The sequence below is a fragment of the Psychrobacter sp. Choline-02u-9 genome (genome assembly GCF_002836505.1).
Classification (GTDB): Bacteria; Pseudomonadota; Gammaproteobacteria; order Pseudomonadales; family Moraxellaceae; genus Psychrobacter.
Genome location: NZ_PJBF01000043.1, coordinates 1 through 23,697, shown reverse-complemented (window position 1 = coordinate 23,697; position 23,697 = coordinate 1). Strand labels below are relative to the sequence as shown.

Annotated in this window: 20 protein-coding genes; 9 read left to right on the top strand and 11 right to left on the bottom strand. The window is 43.3% G+C overall.

From position 1 onward, the window contains the following. Positions 1 to 47: 47 nt before the first annotated feature. Positions 48 to 1,034, top strand: coding sequence for an SDR family NAD(P)-dependent oxidoreductase (locus tag CXF69_RS04710; RefSeq protein WP_101205314.1), 987 nt, complete (start codon positions 48 to 50; stop codon positions 1,032 to 1,034). Between the two features lie 161 nt (positions 1,035 to 1,195). Here CXF69_RS04710 and CXF69_RS04705 read toward each other — a convergent pair whose 3' ends face one another. The 3 genes from CXF69_RS04705 to argS all read right to left on the bottom strand — a co-directional run bounded on the left by CXF69_RS04705 (position 1,196) and on the right by argS (position 5,136). Further along, positions 1,196 to 2,290 carry a PTS sugar transporter subunit IIC gene (locus CXF69_RS04705; RefSeq protein ID WP_101205313.1) on the bottom strand — a complete coding sequence of 365 codons (1,095 nt, stop codon included), beginning with the start codon at positions 2,288 to 2,290 and terminating at the stop codon, positions 1,196 to 1,198. 125 nt (positions 2,291 to 2,415) lie between these two features. Further along, the gene (locus CXF69_RS04700; RefSeq protein WP_101205312.1) at positions 2,416 to 3,219 is read right to left on the bottom strand and encodes an SPOR domain-containing protein; all 804 of its coding nucleotides are present in this window, start codon (positions 3,217 to 3,219) and stop codon (positions 2,416 to 2,418) included. Between the two features lie 87 nt (positions 3,220 to 3,306). Further along, a complete protein-coding gene (gene argS / locus CXF69_RS04695; protein ID WP_101205311.1) occupies positions 3,307 to 5,136 on the bottom strand; it encodes an arginine--tRNA ligase in 1,830 nt (609 codons plus the stop codon). Between the two features lie 378 nt (positions 5,137 to 5,514). Here argS and CXF69_RS04690 point away from each other — a divergent pair, with 378 nt between their 5' ends. Next, positions 5,515 to 5,733, top strand: a complete 219-nt coding sequence (locus CXF69_RS04690) for a DUF2788 domain-containing protein (RefSeq protein ID WP_101205310.1) — start codon at positions 5,515 to 5,517, stop codon at positions 5,731 to 5,733. Positions 5,734 to 5,884: 151 nt separating this feature from the next. Here the strand turns inward: CXF69_RS04690 and CXF69_RS04685 are convergent, their stop codons facing one another. From CXF69_RS04685 to cmoA, 3 genes are read right to left on the bottom strand one after another with little or no spacing between them, the layout of a single operon-like run. Beyond that, a complete protein-coding gene (locus CXF69_RS04685; protein WP_101205309.1) occupies positions 5,885 to 7,012 on the bottom strand; it encodes a DUF1176 domain-containing protein in 1,128 nt (375 codons plus the stop codon). 34 nt (positions 7,013 to 7,046) lie between these two features. Continuing rightward, positions 7,047 to 8,093 (bottom strand): tRNA 5-methoxyuridine(34)/uridine 5-oxyacetic acid(34) synthase CmoB, encoded by a 1,047-nt coding sequence (cmoB, locus tag CXF69_RS04680; RefSeq protein WP_101205308.1) that lies wholly within the window; start codon positions 8,091 to 8,093, stop codon positions 7,047 to 7,049. A 50-nt stretch (positions 8,094 to 8,143) separates the two neighbouring features. Further along, positions 8,144 to 8,941: a carboxy-S-adenosyl-L-methionine synthase CmoA gene (gene cmoA, locus CXF69_RS04675; RefSeq protein WP_101205307.1), complete on the bottom strand. Its 798-nt coding sequence runs from the start codon at positions 8,939 to 8,941 to the stop codon at positions 8,144 to 8,146. A 259-nt stretch (positions 8,942 to 9,200) separates the two neighbouring features. Here cmoA and msrA point away from each other — a divergent pair, with 259 nt between their 5' ends. From msrA to CXF69_RS04655, 4 genes are all read left to right on the top strand, one after another. Then, on the top strand, positions 9,201 to 9,722 hold the full coding sequence (gene msrA, locus CXF69_RS04670; RefSeq protein WP_102078185.1) for a peptide-methionine (S)-S-oxide reductase MsrA: 522 nt from the start codon (positions 9,201 to 9,203) through the stop codon (positions 9,720 to 9,722). A gap of 163 nt (positions 9,723 to 9,885) precedes the next feature. Then, positions 9,886 to 10,578: a thiopurine S-methyltransferase gene (tmpT, locus tag CXF69_RS04665; RefSeq protein WP_102078184.1), complete on the top strand. Its 693-nt coding sequence runs from the start codon at positions 9,886 to 9,888 to the stop codon at positions 10,576 to 10,578. A 49-nt stretch (positions 10,579 to 10,627) separates the two neighbouring features. Then, complete coding sequence (locus CXF69_RS04660) at positions 10,628 to 11,341, top strand: DUF1499 domain-containing protein (RefSeq protein ID WP_101205304.1); 714 nt, start codon at positions 10,628 to 10,630, stop codon at positions 11,339 to 11,341. A 227-nt stretch (positions 11,342 to 11,568) separates the two neighbouring features. After that, on the top strand, positions 11,569 to 13,029 hold the full coding sequence (locus CXF69_RS04655) for a lytic murein transglycosylase (protein ID WP_101205303.1): 1,461 nt from the start codon (positions 11,569 to 11,571) through the stop codon (positions 13,027 to 13,029). A 117-nt stretch (positions 13,030 to 13,146) separates the two neighbouring features. On the opposite strand, the gene CXF69_RS04650 is transcribed toward CXF69_RS04655, so the two are convergent. The 4 genes from CXF69_RS04650 to CXF69_RS04635 all read right to left on the bottom strand — a co-directional run bounded on the left by CXF69_RS04650 (position 13,147) and on the right by CXF69_RS04635 (position 16,837). Further along, positions 13,147 to 13,446, bottom strand: coding sequence for a hypothetical protein (locus tag CXF69_RS04650; RefSeq protein ID WP_057761845.1), 300 nt, complete (start codon positions 13,444 to 13,446; stop codon positions 13,147 to 13,149). 207 nt (positions 13,447 to 13,653) lie between these two features. Continuing rightward, positions 13,654 to 14,661: a DUF4062 domain-containing protein gene (locus tag CXF69_RS04645; protein ID WP_102078183.1), complete on the bottom strand. Its 1,008-nt coding sequence runs from the start codon at positions 14,659 to 14,661 to the stop codon at positions 13,654 to 13,656. 171 nt (positions 14,662 to 14,832) lie between these two features. After that, entirely contained in the window at positions 14,833 to 15,822 is a 990-nt protein-coding gene (gene murI, locus CXF69_RS04640; RefSeq protein WP_102078182.1) for a glutamate racemase, read from the bottom strand. A gap of 217 nt (positions 15,823 to 16,039) precedes the next feature. Then, a complete protein-coding gene (locus CXF69_RS04635) occupies positions 16,040 to 16,837 on the bottom strand; it encodes a DUF1285 domain-containing protein (protein ID WP_102078181.1) in 798 nt (265 codons plus the stop codon). A 551-nt stretch (positions 16,838 to 17,388) separates the two neighbouring features. Between CXF69_RS04635 and CXF69_RS04630 the strand changes: the two genes are divergently transcribed. Beyond that, positions 17,389 to 19,026 (top strand): electron transfer flavoprotein-ubiquinone oxidoreductase, encoded by a 1,638-nt coding sequence (locus CXF69_RS04630; protein WP_057762658.1) that lies wholly within the window; start codon positions 17,389 to 17,391, stop codon positions 19,024 to 19,026. Between the two features lie 136 nt (positions 19,027 to 19,162). Here CXF69_RS04630 and CXF69_RS04625 read toward each other — a convergent pair whose 3' ends face one another. After that, positions 19,163 to 20,659 carry an alanine/glycine:cation symporter family protein gene (locus CXF69_RS04625; RefSeq protein ID WP_101205299.1) on the bottom strand — a complete coding sequence of 499 codons (1,497 nt, stop codon included), beginning with the start codon at positions 20,657 to 20,659 and terminating at the stop codon, positions 19,163 to 19,165. A 774-nt stretch (positions 20,660 to 21,433) separates the two neighbouring features. Here CXF69_RS04625 and CXF69_RS04620 point away from each other — a divergent pair. After that, entirely contained in the window at positions 21,434 to 21,694 is a 261-nt protein-coding gene (locus CXF69_RS04620; RefSeq protein WP_101205298.1) for a DUF4212 domain-containing protein, read from the top strand. Positions 21,695 to 21,698: 4 nt separating this feature from the next. After that, a complete protein-coding gene (locus tag CXF69_RS04615) occupies positions 21,699 to 23,567 on the top strand; it encodes a sodium:solute symporter family protein (protein WP_101205297.1) in 1,869 nt (622 codons plus the stop codon). Positions 23,568 to 23,697: the final 130 nt, after the last annotated feature.

Here is a 23,697-nt window from a genome sequence, read left to right as displayed (position 1 = left end):
ATAGTCCTTACAACTCATATGATTAATAAGACAAAGGATTGTTTATTATGCTCAACCATGTGACCGCTATGGCGACTTCATTGCGCCAACATTTACCATTTTCTTCTAACCATGCTTCATTGGATGACTCGGACGTTGAATCCTACTATCGCAACCATGTCGCTGCTATCACAGGCGCAGGCTCTGGTATGGGGCGTGAGCTGGCCGTTCATTTAGCAAAAATGGGCTGTCACGTTGCACTATCAGACATCAATCCTGAACAACTGGCAGCGACCAAACAGTTACTTACCAATTATGATGTCAACGTCACGATGACTGTACTCGATGTGTCAGATCATAAAGCTGTAGAATCGTGGGCTGATAGCGTCATGAGCGATCATGGCAAAGTAAATTTTATCTTTAACAATGCAGGTGTCGCGCTCTACTCTACTGTCGAAGGCAGTAGTATTAGTGAGCTTGAATGGGTAATGAACATTAATTTTTGGGGCGTGGTTTACGGCACTAAGGCATTTTTACCATTAATCAAAAACAGCGTTAAACAAAGCCAGTTTGGCGAGCATGGACATATTATCAATATCTCAAGTCTGTTTGGTTTGACCGCTCAGCCATCACAGTCCGCCTACAACTCTAGTAAATTTGCCGTACGCGGCTTCACAGAGAGCTTACGCCAAGAGCTAAACATTCAGAACTGCGGAGTATCAGCGACTTGTATCCATCCAGGTGGCATCAAAACCAATATTGCCAACAGTGCGCGCGGCAATGAGAGCATCCATGATATTGGTATGAGTACTGGGCCTAAAACCATCAGAAGTTTTAATAAATTCTTAAAATTCGATGCCAATGAAGCGGCTTGGATTATCCTATATGCCGCAGCGACCAACCAACAGCGCTGCCTGATTGGTAACGATGCCAAGATGATTGATGCCATCCAACGTGTATTTCCCTCACATTATAGTCAAGTGCTGAACGACTTCCATCAACTGTCCCGCAAGCTAAAACCACGTCGTCATAAGAAGCTAAAGACGGTCAAATAATATTTTATAAACACTGCCTATTTCATGAGAAAGTGATGAATTTATATATAAAAAGCCCAGCTATAGTCGTAGCTGGGCTTTTTTAAGCATTGTTATTGCCGATTGAGGATAAGACTGAATTTTGAGACTATTGATGATATTTCAGTTCAATACTTCAAAGATTAAGGCAGCTTCATATCACCAGCGACTAACCAGCCTATACGGCGCATGATATAAGCCACCAACCCTGCAATCACCGCAGGCAGTACAAACATCAATAGAATAATCGCTGTCCACAGCTGACCAGTGCTCATAATCTCTTGTGACGCTTCAATCACCCCAAACACACCGACCAAACCAGCAGTACCCATACCCGCACCTGTCGCGGTACAAGCTAATCCAAAACCAACGGTCGCGATCGGCCCAACAATAGCGCTAGCAATGACAGCAGGTAGCAGAACGATAGGTTTTCTGAGCACATTAGGGATTTGCAGCATACTGGTACCCAAGCCTTGAGAGATAACGCCACTAACGCCATTGTCTTTAAAACTTGCAACAGCAAAACCAATCATATGCGCTGCACAGCCAACCACTGCTGCCCCGCCCGCCAAGCCACCAAGCCCAATAGCAATACAAATAGCTGCACTTGACGTTGGTAGGGTCAATAAAATACCAACCACTACAGCAATGACGATACCCATTAGCAGGGGCTGTAATTCAGTAGCGGCATGAATACCCTGGCCGATCGCAGCGACCCCTGCTACGATCGGCGGATTAAGCAGTGCGCAGACTAATAGTGCAATACCACACACAACCAATGGCACCAATAGAATATCAAGCTTCGTCTTACCAGCGACCCAAGTGCCAGTACGATAAGCAAACACAGAGGTCAGATAAGCACCAATGGGATTACCCGGCAGTGCTACAAAGGTTGCAGGCCCACCCACTTGCGGCGTAAAGAGCGTGCCTGCCATTAGTGCTTCGGAATGGGCACCAAGCATACCCGCTACGAGGCAGCTAAGCATCACTAGCGTTGGTGCTTTGAGATAGTAAGCGATACCTACCCCGATACCAGCACCCATTAATATCGAGGCAAGTTTCCCGACCGCGACCAATGCTGGCAAATCTAACCAGCCACCGATTTGCGAGATAATTAGACCTGCGATCAACGTGACAAATAGCCCGAGAGCCATACCAGTAAAAGCATCGATAAAGTATTTTTGAAAGAACGCTTTAATAATGCCTGCTTGCGGTGTTACTGAGTTAGATACGGTCATAGCCATACTCTTAATGGACGTTTAATAGGATAAAACAGCTAGAAAGATTTTGATAAAATAAAGAGATAAAAAAAGCGTCATTACGACGCTTTTTTAATAAATACAATAACTTTAAACGACTGAACCTAGCGACGCTGTTCAACGATAATAGAGTCTATACCATTGTTCTGTAGGCGCTGCTGTGCCGTCGTTACTGCTTGACGGTTATTCAAAGGACGCGAGATGACTTGATAAATTGGCAAGCCATTGCCCGTCGTGTTTTTGACCACGCGAGCATCGACACCCGCCATCAGTACTTGCGCACGGCGACGATCTGCTTCATCTGCATCACTAAAGCTATTGATCTGCAAGATATAGGTCGCTGCAGGTTTGGCAGCTTGGATGCTCGCCGTCCCTGCTGCTGCACTGTTATTGCGGGTTGTAGCGTTACTAGTAGCAGGCGGCGTACCATCATAAGTTGCATCTTCTTCAACGACAACGATATCCTCACTCGACCCAGCATTGTTAGCACCAGCAGGTTCGACAGTCGCATTTTCCGAACCACCGAAGCTGCCCGTTTCGGTACTGCCTGCATCACTATCTGGTTGAGTCACGACGACGTCTGGTTCAAACGCACCTATATCACCTATTTGATCATTATCAATGTCAGCGATATCTTCGTCAGGGATGGTTGCCATCTCTTGATTAGGTAAAATATCGTAGAACTCATAATCGCCATTGTCAGTATCAGTATCCACACGTGGCTGTACTTGGCGATCAGAATCGTTCTCAGCACTACCATCAGCGGGGCTGAAATTGAATAATGGTGAGAGGTAGATAAACACCCCAATCATAAGGGTCAATACGGCCCCAACAAACATCCACAATAAGCCTGATACGCTACTTGATTTGCGCTTTTCTGTTGCGCCTTTAGGTTTTTTGGCTAGCATGGATCTCGTTCTCCCTACTGGATTTAACTATCATCATCGAATTAATGCTATCAGCTGTCTATACTCATGTCACATATTAGAAAAGCACTACATGCTAGACGGTGCAGACAAGCCTAGCAGGCTAAGCCCATTTGCCAGTACCTGTCTAACGGCTTTGGACAGACGCAAACGTGCTTGCATTAAGTCTAGCTCATCTTGACTTGGCGTTTCACCTGACGTCAGGCTCATAGGCAAGATACGGTTGGTGTCATACCAACCATGGAACAATGCCGCCAGCTCTTTTAGGTAGTTGGTCAAGACGTGCGGCTCGTAACCAGTCGCTGCGCGAAGTAACGTCGCTGGATATCCTGCTAACAGTTTAATCAGCTCGTCTTCGTTTGGTGCACTTAGCAAATCTTGATGTGCCAAACCAACAGCATCATCTACTGCCAAATCGTAGGTTGCCAGTTTTTCTAACACGCGGCAAACGCGCGCATGAGCATACTGGATATAATACACTTGATTGTCTTTGCTTTGTGATTTGGCAAGTTCTAAATCAAAATCAACATGCACTTCAGGCTTACGCGCGACATAGTAGAATCGTGCAGCATCGTTACCGACTTCTGCACGTAGCTCACGCAAAGTCACAAACTGACCAGAACGCGAAGACATTTGTACCTTTTCAGAACCACGCCATAACGCGACAAACTGTACAAGCACCACGTCAAGGCGTTCGGCATCAATCCCAAGAGCCAATAGAGCGGCTTTTACGCGTGGGACATAACCATGGTGGTCTGCGCCCCAAACGTTAATGACTTTATCAAAGCCGCGATCAAACTTGTTTTTATGATAAGCGATGTCAGAAGCAAAATACGTCGACTGACCATTGGCACGGCGTACCACACGGTCTTTCTCATCGCCAAAATCGGTCGATTTAAACCAAATATTGCCGTCTTTTTCGTATAGGTAGCCTTTGTCATCTAGTATCTGTAGAACAGGCTCAATCTCGCTATCGATAGATCTTTCGCTAAACCAGCACTCGTAGCTCACGCCAAAGTCGTTTAAGTCGTCTTTGATATCCGCCAAAATACTGCTCAAGGCTGCGTTTAAAAATAACGCATAGCTGTCACCTAGCAAAGACTTACTATTGGCAATCAAGCCATCAATATGCGCTTCTTTATCACCTGAAACTAAGGTCTTTTCGCCGTCAGCATTAATCTCAAACTGAGCATCTTCTGGCACATCTTTGGCAACGTTTGCAAAGCTATGTACGTAGCTATCGCCATGCTGTGTTTTTAGCGTCTGGGCGATGTCACTGACATAATCACCTTGATAGGCGTTAACTGGGAAAGTTATCTCTTCACCATTTAGCTGTAGATAACGTAAATATGTACTGGTGGCCAAGATGTCCATTTGACGACCAGCATCATTTACATAATATTCACGCGTGACGTCATAGCCGATAGCTTCTAGCAGGTTAGCAACGCTCATGCCAAATGCAGCACCGCGACCGTGACCAACGTGCAGACTTGACGTTGGATTGGCAGAGACGAACTCAACTTGGACTTTTTGACCGTCAAACTGATTACTCAAGCCAAAGCGATCTTGCAATGTGAAGATATCATCCAATACGGAAAACTTAGCTTCCGAGTTTAAGAATACGTTGATAAACCCTGGTCCTGCGATTTCTACTTGGCGAATATCTTGATTGTCAGGCAATGCGCTGACGATTTTTTCAGCAAGTTGACGCGGATTGGCCTTGGCTGCTTTCGCTGCCGTTAGTGCGATATTACTGGCAAAATCACCGTGACTTAAATCTTTTGTACGGGTAATTTGACTGTTGTTTTGCCAATCGCTTGGTAGCGTACCATCTGCTTGTAGGGTTTGAATTGCATCATTAAATAGGGATGCAAGCGTATCAATTTGGGCTTGTGACATAGGAATTTGAACTCAATTAAATAAACAACAAAAACGGTGCGAATGCGAGCAATCGATAACTGCTTATTATAATAGCGGCCGACATTGCAGGGATAGAATAATGTAAAAAGATAAGTAACCTGTAAATATAACAATCTTTGCGCTTTATTGCACCATTTGCGCCAAAATTAGCACTAAAATCTTACCGTTATCGTGATTTGGGCTGACTAATATCAATGATGCAAAACTGATAAATAACTCATAACGTGAATTGTAGCGTTACTGTTGCTCAATACTGGGCAGTCGTTTATACCTGACTGCTTCCACGTTATAATAATGGTTTGTACGGCTCTTCTAAAATATAGAAGACGCGTTACTACTCTATTATAGGATTACGCCATGTTTGCTATTGCCGCCAGTACTGTCACCAGTTGGGGACTGTACGTCTTGTTGCCGATATTCATCGCTTTCTTGTTTTTTATTATGTGGGATATCTCTAAAACGTCTGAAGCTGGGCGCGCTGGTACTTTTTGGATATTCTTAGCCCTAGGCGCAGGTTCTGTTGGTTTTATCCTTAAGATAGTCATGGAAGTCGCTTTCAAAAAATGGTTAATCTAATTGGCCATTTTTATCACTATCCTTTGATATCGCTTAGGACATAAGTAGCAAAACTAAAAATGTAATGTATGGCTTGTGACTGCTGCGCTTTATAAGGTGTCAGTCATTTAAATCAAGGCTTCTTAGATCAAAGTCTTCTAAATCAAATAAGCTATTGAGCCTTAGCATCATTTTTTGTGACCTGACTCACATAAGTTGGTAGGTCCCACGCTCCGCCAGCAAAACCTCGGCACATGCCCGTACTAGACTCTTCACTCTTAGCAAACGTTTTACCATTCCACGTCCATGCAGTACGGTTCCAGCAGTCACCGATACCTCGGTCTTTGTGAGTAGCGAAAATCTCACCATCAAAATAATCATTCCCTGCTGTCGTGATAAGCGTAGGCTTGCTAGGTTTTGCATTATCAATGAGCCAATAGCCGTTACTGGAATTGTAAGCGCCTAGCCAGCAACTATGCGCGGCTAACGTATAGCTATCATCAACCGGTATAAAATCCCAACCAAGCAGCGTAGAGCCATACTCTGACATTCGCTGATATGTTTCAGTTTTTGGGTTAATCAGCTCACAGTCGCCCATCGCGTCCTTGGACCCTATAAGCTGCTCGACATTAATATCGACCCAGTTATCAATATTTTTCTGAAAATACGCCAGCTTTGATGGAGCAAGTGTTTTATTGTCTTTTGCTGAATACGCAAATGCTTTTTGAATGATTGGTTTTGGCAAAGCTACTTTAGGACGTTGACGATTTGGGTGGTTCTTACTAACCAATGCTATCGGCGTCCCTACTCGACCTTGTACATCGTCTAGTTTAAGCAATACTGCTGACATGCCTTTATCGCTAATCTGCCAGTAGTTGTCGCCTGCTCTAATTTCTATCTTAGTCACTATACGAGCATGATCAAGCAGTGCTTGAGTCTGCTTGGCTGATAAGTCGTATAGTAGACTGTCTTTTTTGTTGGCTTGCAGTACACCATAGTTTTTATTATTCAGCCAAAGCTCAGCAGGCTTCAGATCATCTAGCGGCACTTCTGAGATAAACTGAATTTGCGCTTTTGGCAGAGCTACTTTTGGCAACGCTGTGAGCAATATTGAGGCAGGCTCATCTATTAGTGCTTCACTAGCGTAACCAGCCGCTCGACAAGTCCGCGTATTATCACAAACCACTTGCCAGTCGTCTTGTACAAAGCCCCAGCCTTCGGATACAGTTCCATAACCTGCCATAGCAGGTAGCGATAGCAAGCTGATGGTAGCTACAATAAAAGTCTTCAATGTCTTCATAGTGCTTTCCTTATGTTAGCTACCACCATCAATGCTACTTTTTGGCAATCAAAGTCGCACGCATGGGAGCAGGATATCCTTCGACGGTCTTAGTAGAATCATTAGGATCTAAAAAATCTGCTAACGAATGATAGGTCATCCATTCGGTTTGTCGTTGTTCCTCAGTCGAGGTGACTGCCACATCGACGCAGCGCACGTCTAAAAACCCTGCTTTCTCTAACCAGCCAATTAATGCCGACACCGATGGCAAGAAATAGACGTTATTCATCTGCGCGTAGCGGTCGTGCGGCACCAGTACAGTATTGGCATCACCTTCAATCACCAACGTCTCAAGTACCAACTCACCACCTTTGACCAACTGTCCTTTAAGCTGTTGTAAATGCTCAAACGGTGACTGGCGATGGTACAGCACTCCCATGCTAAATACGGTATCGAACAGCTGACTGTGCTCAGGTAACGCTTCAAGCGGTACAGGGATATAATGCGTACGGTAACGGCCTGTATCACTAACGTCTGCGGCACCAACGAAATGACGAATCGCCATAAACTGATGATAAAACAAGCATGACGGATCAATGATAATAACCGTATCCGCGCCAGCCCCTGCCATGCGCCAGCCATGATAACCGGAGCCACCGCCCACATCCAATACGCGGCGACCGTCCAATCTACTTAAATGCGGCGCAACACGTTTCCATTTCCAATCACTATGCCACTCAGTATCGATCTTAATACCTGACTCATCATCGCCGATTTGACCGCCAATCTGAAATGGGCCTTTACGCCACGGCATCAACTGCTTTAATAGTGCTGTTGTTTGTTTGCGCTGAGACTCATTTAGATTTGCCTCAATCGTCAATGTATCGCTGTTTAGATCGACGTTATTGACAGCTAAGTTTGGCAAACGAGCAACTGACGCTTGGTAGGCAGGCGCATGCGCATAGTTAGCTTTGTCTTTTATATCACCTAGCCATGTTGGTAATCGTTTGAGCCATTCATAAGCGTTTGGCTGCTGCTGTGCCAACTCTAGTAGAGTTAGATATAATTCGCGTTCGGCGTTGATGATAGTGTCGTTGAGCATAAAAGCAGGTTACCGTATTGATTAAGAAATAACTGTGTTAAAAGTAAGGATTATTTAAACGCCACAATAGAGACGAAGTTCAAAAACTGAAACCACGTCAGATGACGTTTAAAGCCAACATCACTCAACCGTGCATGATGCTCATCTAATGTGTCAGTAATCAGCACATTTTCTAACGCATTACGCTTGCCACTGATTTCCATCTCGGTATAACCATTGGCACGTTTGAAGTCGTAATAACGCTCTACTAACCATGCATCATATTGCTCATCAAACGCATGGGTTTTTTCAGTCAGTACCAATATGCCGCCTTCACTTAATGCCGCATAAATTTTCTCTAATACTGCCACCCTATCAGCAGCTGGCAAAAACTGTAGCGTCAAGTTCAAAATCACCATATCGCACGGCGCAAGCTCAATATCGCGGATATCTGCTGTGATTACTTCGATATCGTGCTCAGGATAATTCTCACTCAGTAGCGTGGTCGCCTCGGTCGTCATCGCTGGTGATATATCAATTGCTTTAATCTGCAAGTCTTGTGGATCGAATTCACCAGCTAGCGTCATACTGGCTGCGCCCAATGAACAGCCCAAGTCATAAACACGACTAACACGCTGACCACTATCGCTCTGCTGACGATACTTGCAATGACGACGGGCAAATATGGGTAGCATAGCCAGTACCTGCCCATAACCAGGTACACTGCGACGAATCATGTCAGGGAAACAAGCCACCACTTGCTCATCAAATGAAAAGCGTGCGGCCTTATCCAGTGGCGTGGTAAACGGTTTATCAAATAGGGTGTCATGTTTGATAGCAGGCTGGGATTGGCTCATGGGACGACTCATTTTTTAGAATAGAACTGAAATTAAGAATTACTTGGTGAATTTTGCTTGGTAGTTCGCTTGTCATTATCAGTTGATAAAGAAGCAAGATAGCAAAAGCCCATTATAACATTACTGTTTGTTACTTATCGCCTTTGGCTTGCCTGCTAAGCTGAATAAATAGTGCCAAGGGTAATGAGACGTTTGAAAGAAGCATTGAAAAACGAGAGCATCACTACCAAATATAGCGCTTAACCCATATTTATAATAATAGGAAAAAATTATGCAAACGATCGTATTAGGTGGCGGCTGCTTCTGGTGCACCGAGTCTGTATTTTTATCGGTAAAAGGTGTGCAATCTGTCGTCTCAGGCTACATGGGCGGCGATGCTGTCTCTGCCAATTATGAAGCTGTCTGTAGTGGTACGACTGGTCATGTCGAAGTCATCAAAGTCAAATTTGATGAGTCTATCGTCCCGTTAGAAGTAATACTCGATGTCTTCTTTGCTACGCATGATCCCACCACGATGGATCGTCAAGGCAATGACGTTGGTAGTCAGTATCGCAGCGTGGTCTTTTATACCGAAGACAGTCAAAAACCGACCGTTGACCGTACCATCAATAAGTTACGCGATATGGGTGTTAATGTGGTGACGGAAGTACATCCTGCCGTTGAATTTTATCAGGCAGAAGACTCACATCAAGATTTCTTCAACAGAAACCCAGGACAAGCTTACTGTAACTTTGCAATTCCACCAAAGCTTGCCAAACTGCGTAAAGAATTTAGCAAATATATGGTTAGCTAAATTGAATAAGACATTATTTATTCAAAAAGTTTCTTAGCCTAATGTTAGATACCAGCCAAACACTTATATTATAGGTGTTTGGCTTTTTATTAGTTATTCCTTTGATATATCAGATCAAGATTAGAACCTTATATATAGAAACTTGCAAATAGAGGATGGCAGCATGAACCTTGAGTTTTGGCACAAACGTTGGCAAGAAGGTCGCATTGGATTCAATCAATCTATGGTCAATCCATTATTGATTGAGTACTTTAACCGCCTCAATTTAACTGCGGGTAGCCGAATTTTCGTTCCGCTTTGTGGTAAATCTATCGATATGGTTTGGCTAGCGACGCAAGGCTATGACGTGGTGGGCGTTGAATTGGTCGAAACAGCCGTACAAGCATTTTTTGCTGAGCAAAACATCGAACCTACCGTCTATCAACAGGCAGACAATCCAGCGATTAGATACTATCAAGGCCAGTTGTCGGGACAGACCATCACTTTATGGGTCGCTGATATTTTTGCACTGACTTTTGAAGATGTTGGCTCTATTGATGCAGTATATGATAAAGCGGCATTAATCGCCCTGCCAGCCGATATGCGTGTGAAATATAGTGAGCAAGTGCGGAAACTTAGTAGCGATACCAGTAAAGCTGATGGTGCTAACAATGAAATAACACCGCAGCTTTTACTCACGCTAAATTACGATCAGCGTAAAAAGAATGGACCACCCTTCTCTATTAATGCCAACCAACTAGAGCAGTATTATAGCGCTCACTATCAAATCTGTGAGCTAGCGAATAAGCCTTCCTCTATAGGCTCTGCACCTGATATCACCGTCACAGAACATGTTTGGCTATTGAGCAATAAATAAAAACTCATGTAACCTTCAATAAGCTGCTAAATCGCAATGGAGAAAATGAATGAAAATAATAATCGGCCTAACTAGTGTAATTGCTATTCTGCTAGTCGCTCTGGCAGGCCCATTGTACAAATTTGGCGTTGTAGAATTAGGCACTGCGTTTACAGGGTTTAAATTTGGGTTATTTGCTGGTATCGCAGCATTGGTATTGTTAGCTATTCAGCTATTATTTAAACGGAATACAGCCAGTCTTGGGAGCGCATTAGCCTCAGCCGTATTTGCTATCGCTGCAATTGCTGTCCCGCTTAGCATGATGAATACGGCCAAAAATGTACCACCTATTCACGATATTTCTACCGATTTGGTGAATCCGCCTGAGTTTGTCGCGACTGCTCCACTACGTGCAGATGCGCCAAATCCCGTAGCGTACGCAGGTGCAGAAGTGGCTGAACAACAACGTACAGCCTATCCTGATTTGCAGACACTGACCTATGCTCAGTCAAAGCCTGAATTGGTTGAGGCATCCAAACAAGCCATAGAAAATTTAGGGTGGGAGCTTGTAAATGTTGATGTAGATAAAGGTATCATCGAAGCAACAGATACGACTGCTTGGTTTGGGTTTGAAGATGATGTGATCATTCGTGTGACTGACAACGATAGCGAGCGCTTAGTTGATATTCGTAGTAAGTCGCGAGTTGGACAGAGTGATTTGGGCAAAAATGCGGCACGGATTCATAGCTTTATAAAAGAGCTAGATAGTGTGCTAGCCAAATAAACAGGTTCTACCTTCTCAGAAATAGACCTCGAGTTGAAATACTGTTTAACGCTTTGCATTTTCAGCTTTATGAAATCCTCTTCTAATCTCACGGCAGCGTCAATTTATCGTAACCATTTATAACCTTGGTACTTCGACAGCTTTTCTTTACTGTTTAGATTGGTTACTCTACGTTAATATCATTTTTTGCCTTTCGATAACTATTTTAACGTTTATAGGATATTTTCATGCGTTTGACTCCTTTTTCTACTTTGTCGCTGCTTAGTGTTGCTGTCGGCATCAGCCTTGCTACTACTGCTCAAGCCGCGCAGCCGCCAGCACCTGATTTATCCAATAGCGAGTTTCAACAGTGCTTAGACAATCTAAAAAACTCTAGCAAATTTAGCGGTGTTGATAGCTATACTTTTAATAACTATCGCCCAAGCCAGCCTGATCCTAGTGTCATTCAGTCACTCAACTACCAGCCAGAGTTTCAAAAAGATGTCTGGGACTACTTATCAGCATTGGTAGACAAAGAGCGTGTCGAGGACGGTATCCGAGCCAAGCGTCAATGGGGCTCTACCCTACGTCAAATCGAATCGCGTTATGGCGTAAAAGCTGAGCATGTGCTCGGTGTCTGGGGCGTAGAGTCTAACTTTGGTCAAACGCTAGGTAAAAAGCCATTATTTGAGTCTTTAGCGACCTTATCTTGTTTCGATCGTCGTCAAAGCTACTTTCAAGGTGAGTACGCCAATGCGCTAAAAATCGTGCAAAACGGTGATATCGCACCAAATGATATGACAGGCTCATGGGCAGGTGCCTTTGGACAGACGCAGTTTATGCCAAGCACCTTTTTAGAATTGGCAGTAGATTTCGATGGTGACGGTCGTCGTGACTTGGTCAATAGCGTACCTGATGCACTCGCTTCTACAGCAAACTTCTTGGATAATCGTGGCTATCGTACTGGCGAGCCTTGGGGCTATGAAGTCAAACTACCTGATGGATTTTGGGCCGCATCTAATCGCAAAGACAAAAAATCGATAAGCCACTGGCGTGAACAAGGTCTGACATTGGCTAATGGCAGTCCGTTACCATATGACTTGAGCAGTGCAGGCTTATTATTACCTGCTGGAATGGAAGGCCCTGCTTTCTTGGTCGGTAAAAACTTTGACACTTTCTACTCTTATAATGCCTCAGAGAACTACGCGCTGGCTATCGCACACTTATCAGATCTAATCACTCGCGAAGACAGCAGCAAAACAGACTTTATCACTGCTTGGCCGACCGACGATCCTGGTATCAGCCGCCAGCAGGCCAAAGACATTCAGCAAGCGTTGTTAAACGCAGGTTATGATATCGGCGGTGTAGATGGCATCATCGGAGACAATACTCGTACTGCTATCCAGCAATACCAGACTAGTCGCGGTATTTTCCCAGCTGACGGACGCGCAGGTCAAAAATTCTATCGCGCCATCGTTGGCAATGCAGCGCCGAGTCAAACTCAATACGGCCAGCCTGCAAACAGCCAGCCCCTGAATCCTGCACCTGCCGATCGCATGGGACAATTAATTCAGCAGCAAACGACTGCTCCTAGTAGCTACTCATCTCAGCCATCAGTGAGCTCCTCAACTTCTAGCAATATACGTTATCGCCGCGTTACTGATGCCGATGGTACTATCAAACTTGTTCGTATAGACCAAGGTTCATAGTAGCAATATAAATAACGCTATTTAGACGCATCAAAAAAGCCACGCTAACGATAGCGTGGCTTTCTTATTTATATATAGTTATTAATAGAACTTATCTCATTTTCTTAAAATACCTGTCTAAACAATAGGTGGTGGCTTAGGTTGACCATTGTCGCCATTCCAATTTTCACGAGCTTTGTCATCTAGATCGGCAGCCGTTTTTGGCTCCCACTTACCATTTTCTTTCCAAGTCGCATCGCCCCAATCTTCATCTTCCGCTTTACTGTCTAAATCTTTGTAGGCCTTGCTAGGATCTATACCGCGGCGTTTCATATCTGCTACTTGCTCTTCTAACGTATGAAACTGATCAGCATCATGCATGGACTTTTCTAGACCATCAATCTCTCTTTTTAACTCGTCATTTTTAGCATTGCTCATCGTACGCTCTCCCTAATTATTAATATTATAGTTCTCATTCTAAAATAGTTAACGCTGTTAATACTGCTAACTAACTGACTTTATTATTACGGGTCTGAGGAAGATTCACAAGCATTGCACGTATGCTTTGTATTACAAAACGTAGTCGTGATGCCAAAATGGACGTTTTAGATGACTATTTTTGAACGCGCTAGCGAATAATAATTACTAGTCTTGTTTATTCGTATTTGAGGTATGACTTTGCAGTAGGTTTTTTGCGTAGAAGGTAAGCTTCCAAAGCTCTTGTGATACTCGCGTACCATAAGTCATTAGTTGTATCCAATTTGCACTGACTAGCTTACGTTGCAAATTATTGATATCAGCTTGAGAGATTTGGCAGCGTGAGACAGCATGAACGTTTGGCATCTCTTTTTTAATGTCTACTTCCGCTTTAGCGGTAATCAAACGATTGATGGCATTTTGCAAGCCATAGCTCGAAAAAGTAGACGGTATTCTCATGAGTGTCATGAGTATCTCGTGCCACGAGAGTGTGAGTGATCTGGTTACGTCCGTTAGATTGCCACCCTCATAAGCCTGAGCACTATATTGAATCTCAAAAAACTCCGTTAACTCAATTGGCTCACTAACCTTATCCGATATAAAGTCTTCTTCATCAGGACTGTTTTTCTCTACCTCGGTAGTACTAGGTAATACATCGACTGGCTTCTCATACACGACCTTTTTACTAGTAGTATCCTCTTCATCATTCGCTCTGACCCAGCCACCTATCATTTTATTATTGGCGACGGCATTATAATGAGCCTGTACTAGCAATGGCTCAATATCTTCTTCCGTATCATAGTAATGTAGCTGGTTATCTTGCTTGGTGACTAACTTAATAAACTCTTGAAGTTGTCGGCTGATGTCGGCGTCTGGAGAATGGTTTTTGACCAGCACAATTAGCGGCTTAAGCTTCGCTTTGGCATTTAGATAACTTAAATGCATCTGGCTAACACCGTTTTTTTGCACAGTCCCGTAGCTGTCGCCAACGATCATGACTGCATAATCACAAGAGTCAATACACTGACGCCCATAAAAAGAGGCTTTAGATAATTTACTAGAAACATCATAGGTCAGAAATGCGCGCGCCTGAAAAAATATCGCTAAGCTGTCTAGAACCAACAACTGGTCATTGTCAGCGCATATAATATGAATATGATAGCGACGATTCGGCACAATTACCTCTAAGCGTAGGTCGTGACATAAAAAGGATAAGGTGTGAGATAGAACACAAAAATCTTGTCTTGCTCAGCCTAGCATACTCTTAGCTTGAAAAGATGCACTCAATTTATTTTAACTGAGTCAGCGTTGCATACAGCGTATTGATATCACTAGCTTTGATAATAACTAGTGAGAGTAGTATTGCAGTGCCATTTCCGTACCGAGTAAGCGCTCAACTAAAGCGCATAGTCTATCACTATATTTAGTGGCGTGAAAAGTTAATGGCGGTCTAGTAATGGTATTTTTATTACTGGTTTTTTGTGACAGATTTTCTCGTTTTTCACTCATCAATGATGCAGACAAGTTGTTTGCAATCAATAGCTGTCTAACCCGTTCAGCAATCGCTTGACCAGAATCAATGACTTGTATTGGTAGCTGCTGCTGTGCAATCTCATCTAACAAGAATGTCTTAAAAAACGGATAATGTGTACATCCCAATACTAACTGATCGACACCTTCATCAGCAAATACTCGTATCTGTTGACGTAATCTTTCGGCTGTCTCGTCTTGTTCTGACATACCTGCTTCTACCCAAGGTACCAGTTGCGGATCAAAATACTTAGTGACTACTGTATTATTAGGTTTAGCAAAATTGACAATAACATCATTTAATAAGGTGCCATTCAAAGTCGCTTTGGTTGCTAGCACCGCTACATGACCACTCTTACTCGCCAATACCGCAGGCTTTAATGCAGGGACAAGACCCACAATAGGTATATGTGGATAACAGCGTCGGGCGGTATCTAGCGCATATGCTGAAGCACTGTTGCAAGCAATAACAATCAGCTTACAGCCTTGCTTATGTAACCACTCTACGGCTTTTAGTGTTAATGCTTCAATATCTTCGCTGTCGCGATTGCCATAAGGTACGTTCAGCGTATCGGCGTAATATACATAACGCTCAGTAGGCAGCTGCTGTGCTAAATGCAAATAAACAGACAAACCGCCAACACCAGAATCAAACACGCCAATGGGCGCGCTACGGTTTTTATCGCTTACAACTGTGTTACCAGCATGTTTATTGACATCTACTAGATCAATAGCTTTGAGACTCTGGTCAACAGATATATCGACACACGGTCTGAGCTTTCCGACTGTCTGGTTTTTGATATCCATATTTATGCTAATGCCATTATCATATTATTCATCAATTTCATTACTCAGTTAAATGCTTAAATGCGCTATATATGTTGCGTGTATGACGTTACTCTACGTCGGCTGTCTATCGACTACCTTTATACAATAATAATTTTTCAACCCAATAGATAATCAAGCGACATTATAAAATTATAGCACTCATCGGCATACAGCAATTAATAGATAGACATAATACTTACTCAGTAGGCATCGATAATGAGTAAGATTGGCCACCACTCTGTAATGTTAATATCGTATTACCATTGTCTTCTGATAATGCTCCAATTTCAGTCAGGTGATAAAAAGTATTGCGGCCGATAAGCGCAGTCAATCCATTTCTGACCATCATGTATGGGCGTACTTGTTCTGTAGATGCTAATTCTTGAGAATCTGCAACATCGTCAGCGGTACTCAATTGATTCGCTGTATCACTGTTATGAAAGTCGCTTTCACTAAAGTCACTGTTATTAAAGTCGCTGTCATTAGAATCGCTCTTATTAGAATTATACGCCTTTAATACAATCGAATGCTCATCGTCTAAGCGAACCACATCTCCTGTCGTCGTTGTAAACTCCAACCAACTCATATCATCTTCATTGACAATACCGACATCATTAATAAGAAGTGGTGCATCTTCAACTTGGATACGGATTTTCTGTACAGGGGTCTTTAAAAAGTACTCAGTAGTGCCATTATTTTCTTCTTTCCATAGTATCGTGGCAAACAAGCTGACCAATGACTCACGGGTCATTTGACCGCCTTCATGCCACCACTCTCCGTTTGCCTTGATAGTCAAATCCATATCAGCAATATCTTCAGGATGCCATTTTTCAAGTGGTGGTATCGCACGCCCTTCGCGAGTGCCTTTCGTAGACTTAATATACTGGCTTAGTGCATCCAAATTATCTAAGCTATCTAGGCTAGAAGTCTTACTGATCGGGGCTTCCGCTATTCTTTCATTGCTGTCTTCAGTGCTGTTATTATCGTTATTCATTATTAATTCCTTTATTTAGTATTCAAAGTTTGGCTTATCTATTATTACTATAAATTTTTGTTTCAGGTATGATGAAACTTTATCGTTATAACAACCTCATTTTCTTAACATTACCTTAGCATCGATACTCATAAATGCGTATCGTGTTTGTAGGACTTTTCTTTTATAATGAGTAACGATTTTTTATTGAAATGGTCAAGTGGGTGTTGTATTGATGACACATCTTACGTTATGCGTTGATATCCTTAGATAAATTGGTATTAACCATGACGGGTCAATTGATGCCGCAAAGACAGTTTTATCGGGCAGCCATATGTCTGAGTGACGTTAGCGCCGCAAGTCTATTATTCAGTTGTTAAGCTAATGATGCCCTGAGATAAGCCACTAAAAGTTTAGGAGTAGGTATGCAAGAGCAAGACAATCAAACGCCAGTTATCGATGGTAATACTGTGAATGCTGACGCACCAGTAGCGACAGAGACCGCAACGCTAGATAAAGCAGAACCAGTCGTAGCGCCAGTTGCCGCGGAACCTGAAGTCGAACGCGAATCAATGGAGTTCGATGTCATCATCGTTGGTGGTGGACCTGCAGGTCTGTCTGCTGCCATACGTTTGCGCCAGCTCGCTATTGAAGCTGGTAATGATGAGTTTATGGTTTGTGTGGTCGAAAAAGGCTCTGAGTTTGGTGCCCATACGTTGTCTGGCGCAGTCATCGAGCCACGCGCTCTAAATGAGCTAATCCCTGACTGGAAAGAAAAAGGCGCACCGCTTAACGTGCCAGCGACAGAAGATCGTTTCTATTATTTGAACTCTGCCACACGCTCAACTAAAGTGCCTGACTCTTTGATTCCAGGTCCGATGCATAACGACGGCAACTATATTGTCTCGCTAGGTAATGTCGTTCGTTGGTTAGCCGTACAGGCAGAAGAGCTTGAAGTTATGATGTTCCCAGGCTTCCCTGCCGATGACATCTTATACAATGACGACGGTTCGGTCAGAGGTGTGTTAACGGGTGATATGGGTGTGGCCGCCAATGGTGAAGCCAAGCCAAGTTTTGAGCCTGGTTATGAGCTCCTTGCCAAATATACTATTTTTGCCGAAGGTAGCCGTGGGCATTTAGGCAAACGCTTAATCAGCCGTTTTGATCTAGATAAAGACTCTGATCCTCAGCATTATGGTATCGGTCTAAAAGAGCTATGGGAAGTTGAGCCTGAAAAGCATGAGCAAGGCGTTGTTATGCATGGTCTTGGCTGGCCATTGACTGAAACTGGCTCTACTGGTGGCTGGTGGTTATACTTTGATGAAAACAATCAAGTAAGCTTTGGTCTTGTGGCTGATTTGTCTTACCACAATCCTTACATGTCTCCATTTGATGAAATGCAGCGCTTGAAAACGCACCCTGTTATCAAAAATGTTTTAGAAGGCGGTAAGCGTATTTCTTACGGTGCACGTGCGTTGACCAAAGGTGGTCTAAACTCATTACCGAAGTTCACCTTCCCGGGTGGCGTGTTGGTAGGTGATGACGCTGGTTTCTTAAACCCAGCAAAAATCAAAGGCACGCATACCTCGATGAAGTCAGGTATGCTCGCAGCCGAAGCTATTTTTGAGGCGCTGCAAGCTGACCGTCAGCATGATGAAGTGGTTGCTTATAGCACAATGTACAAAGAGTCATGGTTGTATCAAGATAACTATGAGTCGCGCAACTTCTCACCTGCGATTCACCGTATGGGTCTGTTCATGGGCGGCGCTTTCACCTTTATCGAGCACAACTTGCTAAAAGGTAAAATGCCATTCACTTTACATGACAATATCCCAGATTACGATCAGTTGGAGCGTGCTAATCATGCTTATCAACCAACCTATCTTAAGCCTGATGGTAAGTTAGTATTTGATAAATTGTCGTCGGTATTTATCTCTAACACCAACCATGCAGAAGATCAGCCAACGCATCTAAAACTTACTGATCCAACGGTACCTATTTCAATCAACTTACCGTTGTACGCTGAGCCTGCACGTTTATACTGCCCAGCGGGTGTATACGAAGTGGTCAAAGACGCTGAAGGCGCTAAGTTTGTCATCAATGCGCAGAACTGTGTGCATTGTAAGACCTGTGATATCAAAGACCCTTCACAGAACATCACCTGGGTAACGCCAGAAGGTGGCGGTGGTCCTAACTATCCAAACATGTAAATCAGGATAATTCTGATTTGAGCTGGTACAGTTAATATCATTAAAACTGCGCTCCAATAAAAACCGCCCTTCTCTTCGTAAGAGAAAGGCGGTTTTTTAATGCTTAGAACAAGCAACTTTTACCAATCAATGCTACTTAGTCTGTCCAAGCGTCACGGTTGGCTTCATCTCTGAGTTTTACAAAGTTATCAGGATCAAACTTAATCTGATCGCCTGTTTTACCCTCTTTTACCTGACGCTCATAGTCACGTAGTATTCTTAACGCAACAGGAGACAAGAGCAAAATAGCCACTAAGTTGACCAAGGCCATTAGACCCATAGATAAGTCAGCGAAGTTCCATATAGCAGGTAGGCTAGCAACAGAGCCAATAAATACCATACCTAATACTAGGAAGCGGAAAATCATGATCATCACTTTGGCGTTTTTGGCACCAGAGATAAACTCAAGATTTGACTCACCGTAGCTGTAGTTGGCGATGATAGACGTAAATGAGAAGAAGAAAATCGCAATCGCCACAAACACCACACCTAGGTCACCGACATACTGTGATAAAGCTAGCTGAGTTAACTGAATACCTTCTTGCTCGATATTAGGATCGACCACACCAGACAAGATAATAATCGACGCCGTCGCGGTACAAATGATAAGGGTATCCATAAATACACCTAGCATCTGCATAAAACCCTGCACTGCTGGATGATCAGGATGACTCTTTGCCGTTGCTGCAGCATTCGGCGCTGAACCCATACCTGCTTCGTTAGAGAACAAACCACGTTTGATACCGTTAATCATTGCCTGCGCAATACCATAACCGATGACACCGCCTGCCGCTTGCTCAAAGCCAAATGCTGATTTTACAATCAACGCGATCGCTGCTGGGAACTGGCTGAAGTTAGTCACGATAATGAATAGCGCTAGCAGGATGTACAAGATAGCCATCACTGGTACGATTTTACCCGCGATACGAGCTACTGAGCGCAAACCACCGAATACCACTGGCGCTACCAGTACTACCAGTACCAAACCTGTCATCCACGTTGGCACACCAAAGGCTTCATTGGTCGCTTGAGCGATGGTGTTGGATTGTACGCCATTGAATGCCAAACCAAAGGCCACTAACAAACATAATGAGAAAAACACAGCGAGCCAGCGTTTGCCTAAACCTTTTTCGATGTAATAAGCTGGGCCACCGCGGTACACATTATCATTGTGCGGTACTTTGTAGGCCTGTGCTAAGGTTGACTCGATAAAGCTGGTCGACATACCGACCAGTGCCGTCATCCACATCCAGAATACAGCACCTGGTCCACCCAAATAGATGGCAATTGCCACACCTGCCAAGTTACCAGTACCAACACGCGCTGCCAGTGACGTCATCAATGCTTCAAACGAGCTAATACCACCATCTTTGCGTCCTTGGTTGGACACGCGTAGCAACTTCCACATATGACCAAAATGACGAAACTGAATAAAACGTGTCACAACGGTAAAGTAAAGACCCGCACCAATTAGTAAGAACATCAGTAATCCATACCAAGGGTTACTAGCAATTAGCCAGTCATTGTTACCCCAGATAATACCGACACCATAATTTACGATGTTATTAAACCAACCTACTATCCCTTCGTTCATATGGGCTCCTTATTAATTCTTTATACGCGTTACTTAAATTTCATATCGATATCATATTTTGATTGCTATGGACTATAGAAAGCTCTGCGCAAAATACCTGATACCAAAAAGACACGTGCATGATATAGATATTGAGCGACATGTGACCATCACGTTTACTTATCGATTTCATATAATTATTTTTAAAATAAATAATGCTTATGTTTCAGCTTATATAGAATAGATTAAGTGATAATTTAATCGCACAAATTACACGGTTGCCGTACCATTTGCGTAACGTTAGGTTTTTTAATGAATGCCAAACAAACTAATTGTTAGTAATTTAATTATTACTCATGCGCAGTAGTTTGCAATTATATTTATTAAACCGTGCTAATATAAATTCTATATCCGTTTAGCCTGTTTTACGGTTATCGAAACTATTAAGCAGTACAAGAAGCTATCAAGCTGTACAATAGGTTAGCGCGTTAAAAAGATTAAAACTCTTGTCAGGAAGACGAGATTGTTAAAAAGACACTGGATAGTCCACCCTTCTGTCTTCCTCAAGAAACGTTATTTTTGCCATTCGATGGTTTAGGTCAATACGATGCTTAAATAGTTAACTACTTTTATTTGAAGTAGAGAATTACCGAGCATTAAACGTACTATCACGCATCATCGTTTTCACTATATAAAGCAGTACCTGACTATTTTTTATACTTTTCGTGGTAAGAAATAATCGCAGTTCTTTTTATATGGTTGATATTTTTTAGGTAAGACAAAAGGAGTTGTCCTATGGAAAACCACAACGATCCATCTGGATATTGGCGCGCCAATATTCGTCTCATTCTCGGCAGCTTGGTTGTTTGGGCGCTATGCTCATATGGCTTTGGTATCTTGTTTCGTCCATTGTTAGCTGGTATCAAAATCGGTGGTACTGATCTGGGCTTTTGGTTTGCTCAGCAAGGATCCATTGGTATATTTATCATCCTAATTTTCTTTTACGCTTGGCGTATGAATAAGTTAGACAAACAATATGGCGTAGACGAGGAATAGCCCCATGAGTCAATTTGTAATTAATCTTATTTTTGTGGGTCTATCCTTCGCTCTCTATTTCGGTATCGCGATTTGGGCTCGTGCTGGTTCAACCAGTGAATTTTATGTTGCTGGTGGTGGTGTCCATCCGGTCGTTAACGGTATGGCAACAGCTGCTGACTGGATGAGTGCGGCGTCATTTATCTCAATGGCAGGTCTTATTGCTGCTAGTGGTTATGGCGCTTCTACCTATTTGATGGGTTGGACTGGCGGTTACGTTCTGCTAGCGATGCTTTTAGCGCCTTATTTACGTAAGTTCGGTAAGTTCACGGTTCCTGATTTTATCGGCGATCGTTTTTACTCAAAAACGGCTGCTATGATTGCTGTGGTCTGTTTGATTACCGCATCGACCACTTACGTTATCGGTCAGATGACCGGTGCTGGTGTTGCATTCTCGCGCTTCTTAGAAGTTGAGAGTAGTACTGGTCTTATCATTGCGGCTATTGTTGTCTTCTTCTATGCCGTACTTGGTGGTATGAAAGGGATTACCTATACGCAGGTTGCACAGTATGTGGTTCTGATGATTGCCTATACTATTCCTGCTGTCTTTATTTCACTTGAGTTGACCGGTAACCCGATTCCAGGCCTTGGTTTGTTTTCAAACCATGTCGAGTCAGGTGTCCCTATTTTGACTAAGCTTAACCAAGTTGTGACTGACTTAGGATTTGCCTCTTATACGGCTGATGTTCCTAACAAGCTAAACATGGTGCTATTTACCTTGACGCTAATGATCGGTACAGCAGGTCTACCACACGTTATCATTCGTTTTTTCACTGTACCTAAAGTGGCTGATGCACGTTGGACAGCAGGTTGGACACTGGTATTTATCTCGCTACTATACTTTACTGCTCCAGCAGTAGGTGCTATGGCTCGTCTAAACCTAATTGACACCGTTTACCCACAAGGGGTTGCAGAAGCGCCTCTAGAATATGATCAACGTCCAGACTGGATGATGACATGGGAAGAAACAGGTCTTATCAAGTATAACGATCTAAACAATGATGGTCGTATTCAGTTGTACAGTGATAGTGGGTTAGGTGCTGCTCAGATCGCCCTCAATACTGCTCAAACTGACGGTGGCGATGTTGCTGCAGCAACTGCAGCGGTAGAAACCGCTCGTATTGCACATGATGCAGAGCTTGATGGTCGTTTTGCTAACGCTGGATGGGCAGGTAACGAGCTTGATGTTAACGCTGATATCTTAGTTCTAGCGAATCCAGAAATTGCACAGCTTCCACCATGGGTTATTGGTCTGATTGCTGCAGGTGGTTTGGCAGCAGCACTATCAACCGCTGCAGGCCTACTGCTCGCAATTTCATCAGCCATCAGTCATGACTTGATCAAACGTAACTTAAACCCAAATATCACTGATAAACAAGAGCTAAAATATGCTCGTATCACTATGGGTGTGGCGATTGTAGTAGCAACTTACTTAGGTATGAATCCGCCAGGGTTTGCCGCACAGGTCGTAGCACTGGCCTTCGGTATTGCTGCCTCTTCATTGTTCCCTGTGTTAATGATGGGTATTTTCTCTAAACGCATCAACAATCTTGGCGCTATTGCAGGTATGTTGACTGGTTTAATAGTCGTTCTTGTCTATATCTTTATGTTCAAAGGTTGGTTCTTCATCAGTGGTACAGCGAACTTCCCTGATACTGAAGAGTACTGGTTATTTGGTATCTCACCACTATCATTTGGTGCAGTTGGTGCATTGCTTAACTTCATCGTAGCATTCGCTGTATCTTATGCTACTGCGCCACCACCAGCACATATTCAAGAGCTGGTTGAGAGCGTACGTTCTCCACGTGGCGCTGGCGGTGCGGTCGACCACTAAGCTCACAACTGAGGATATATCTTCTGTTACTATATATCACTCACAGGCAGTAGCTGCTTGTGGGTGATTTTTTTATCCTATAGCTATAATAACTAAATTTTAGATTTTTACTTTATCTAAGAGGTTCAAT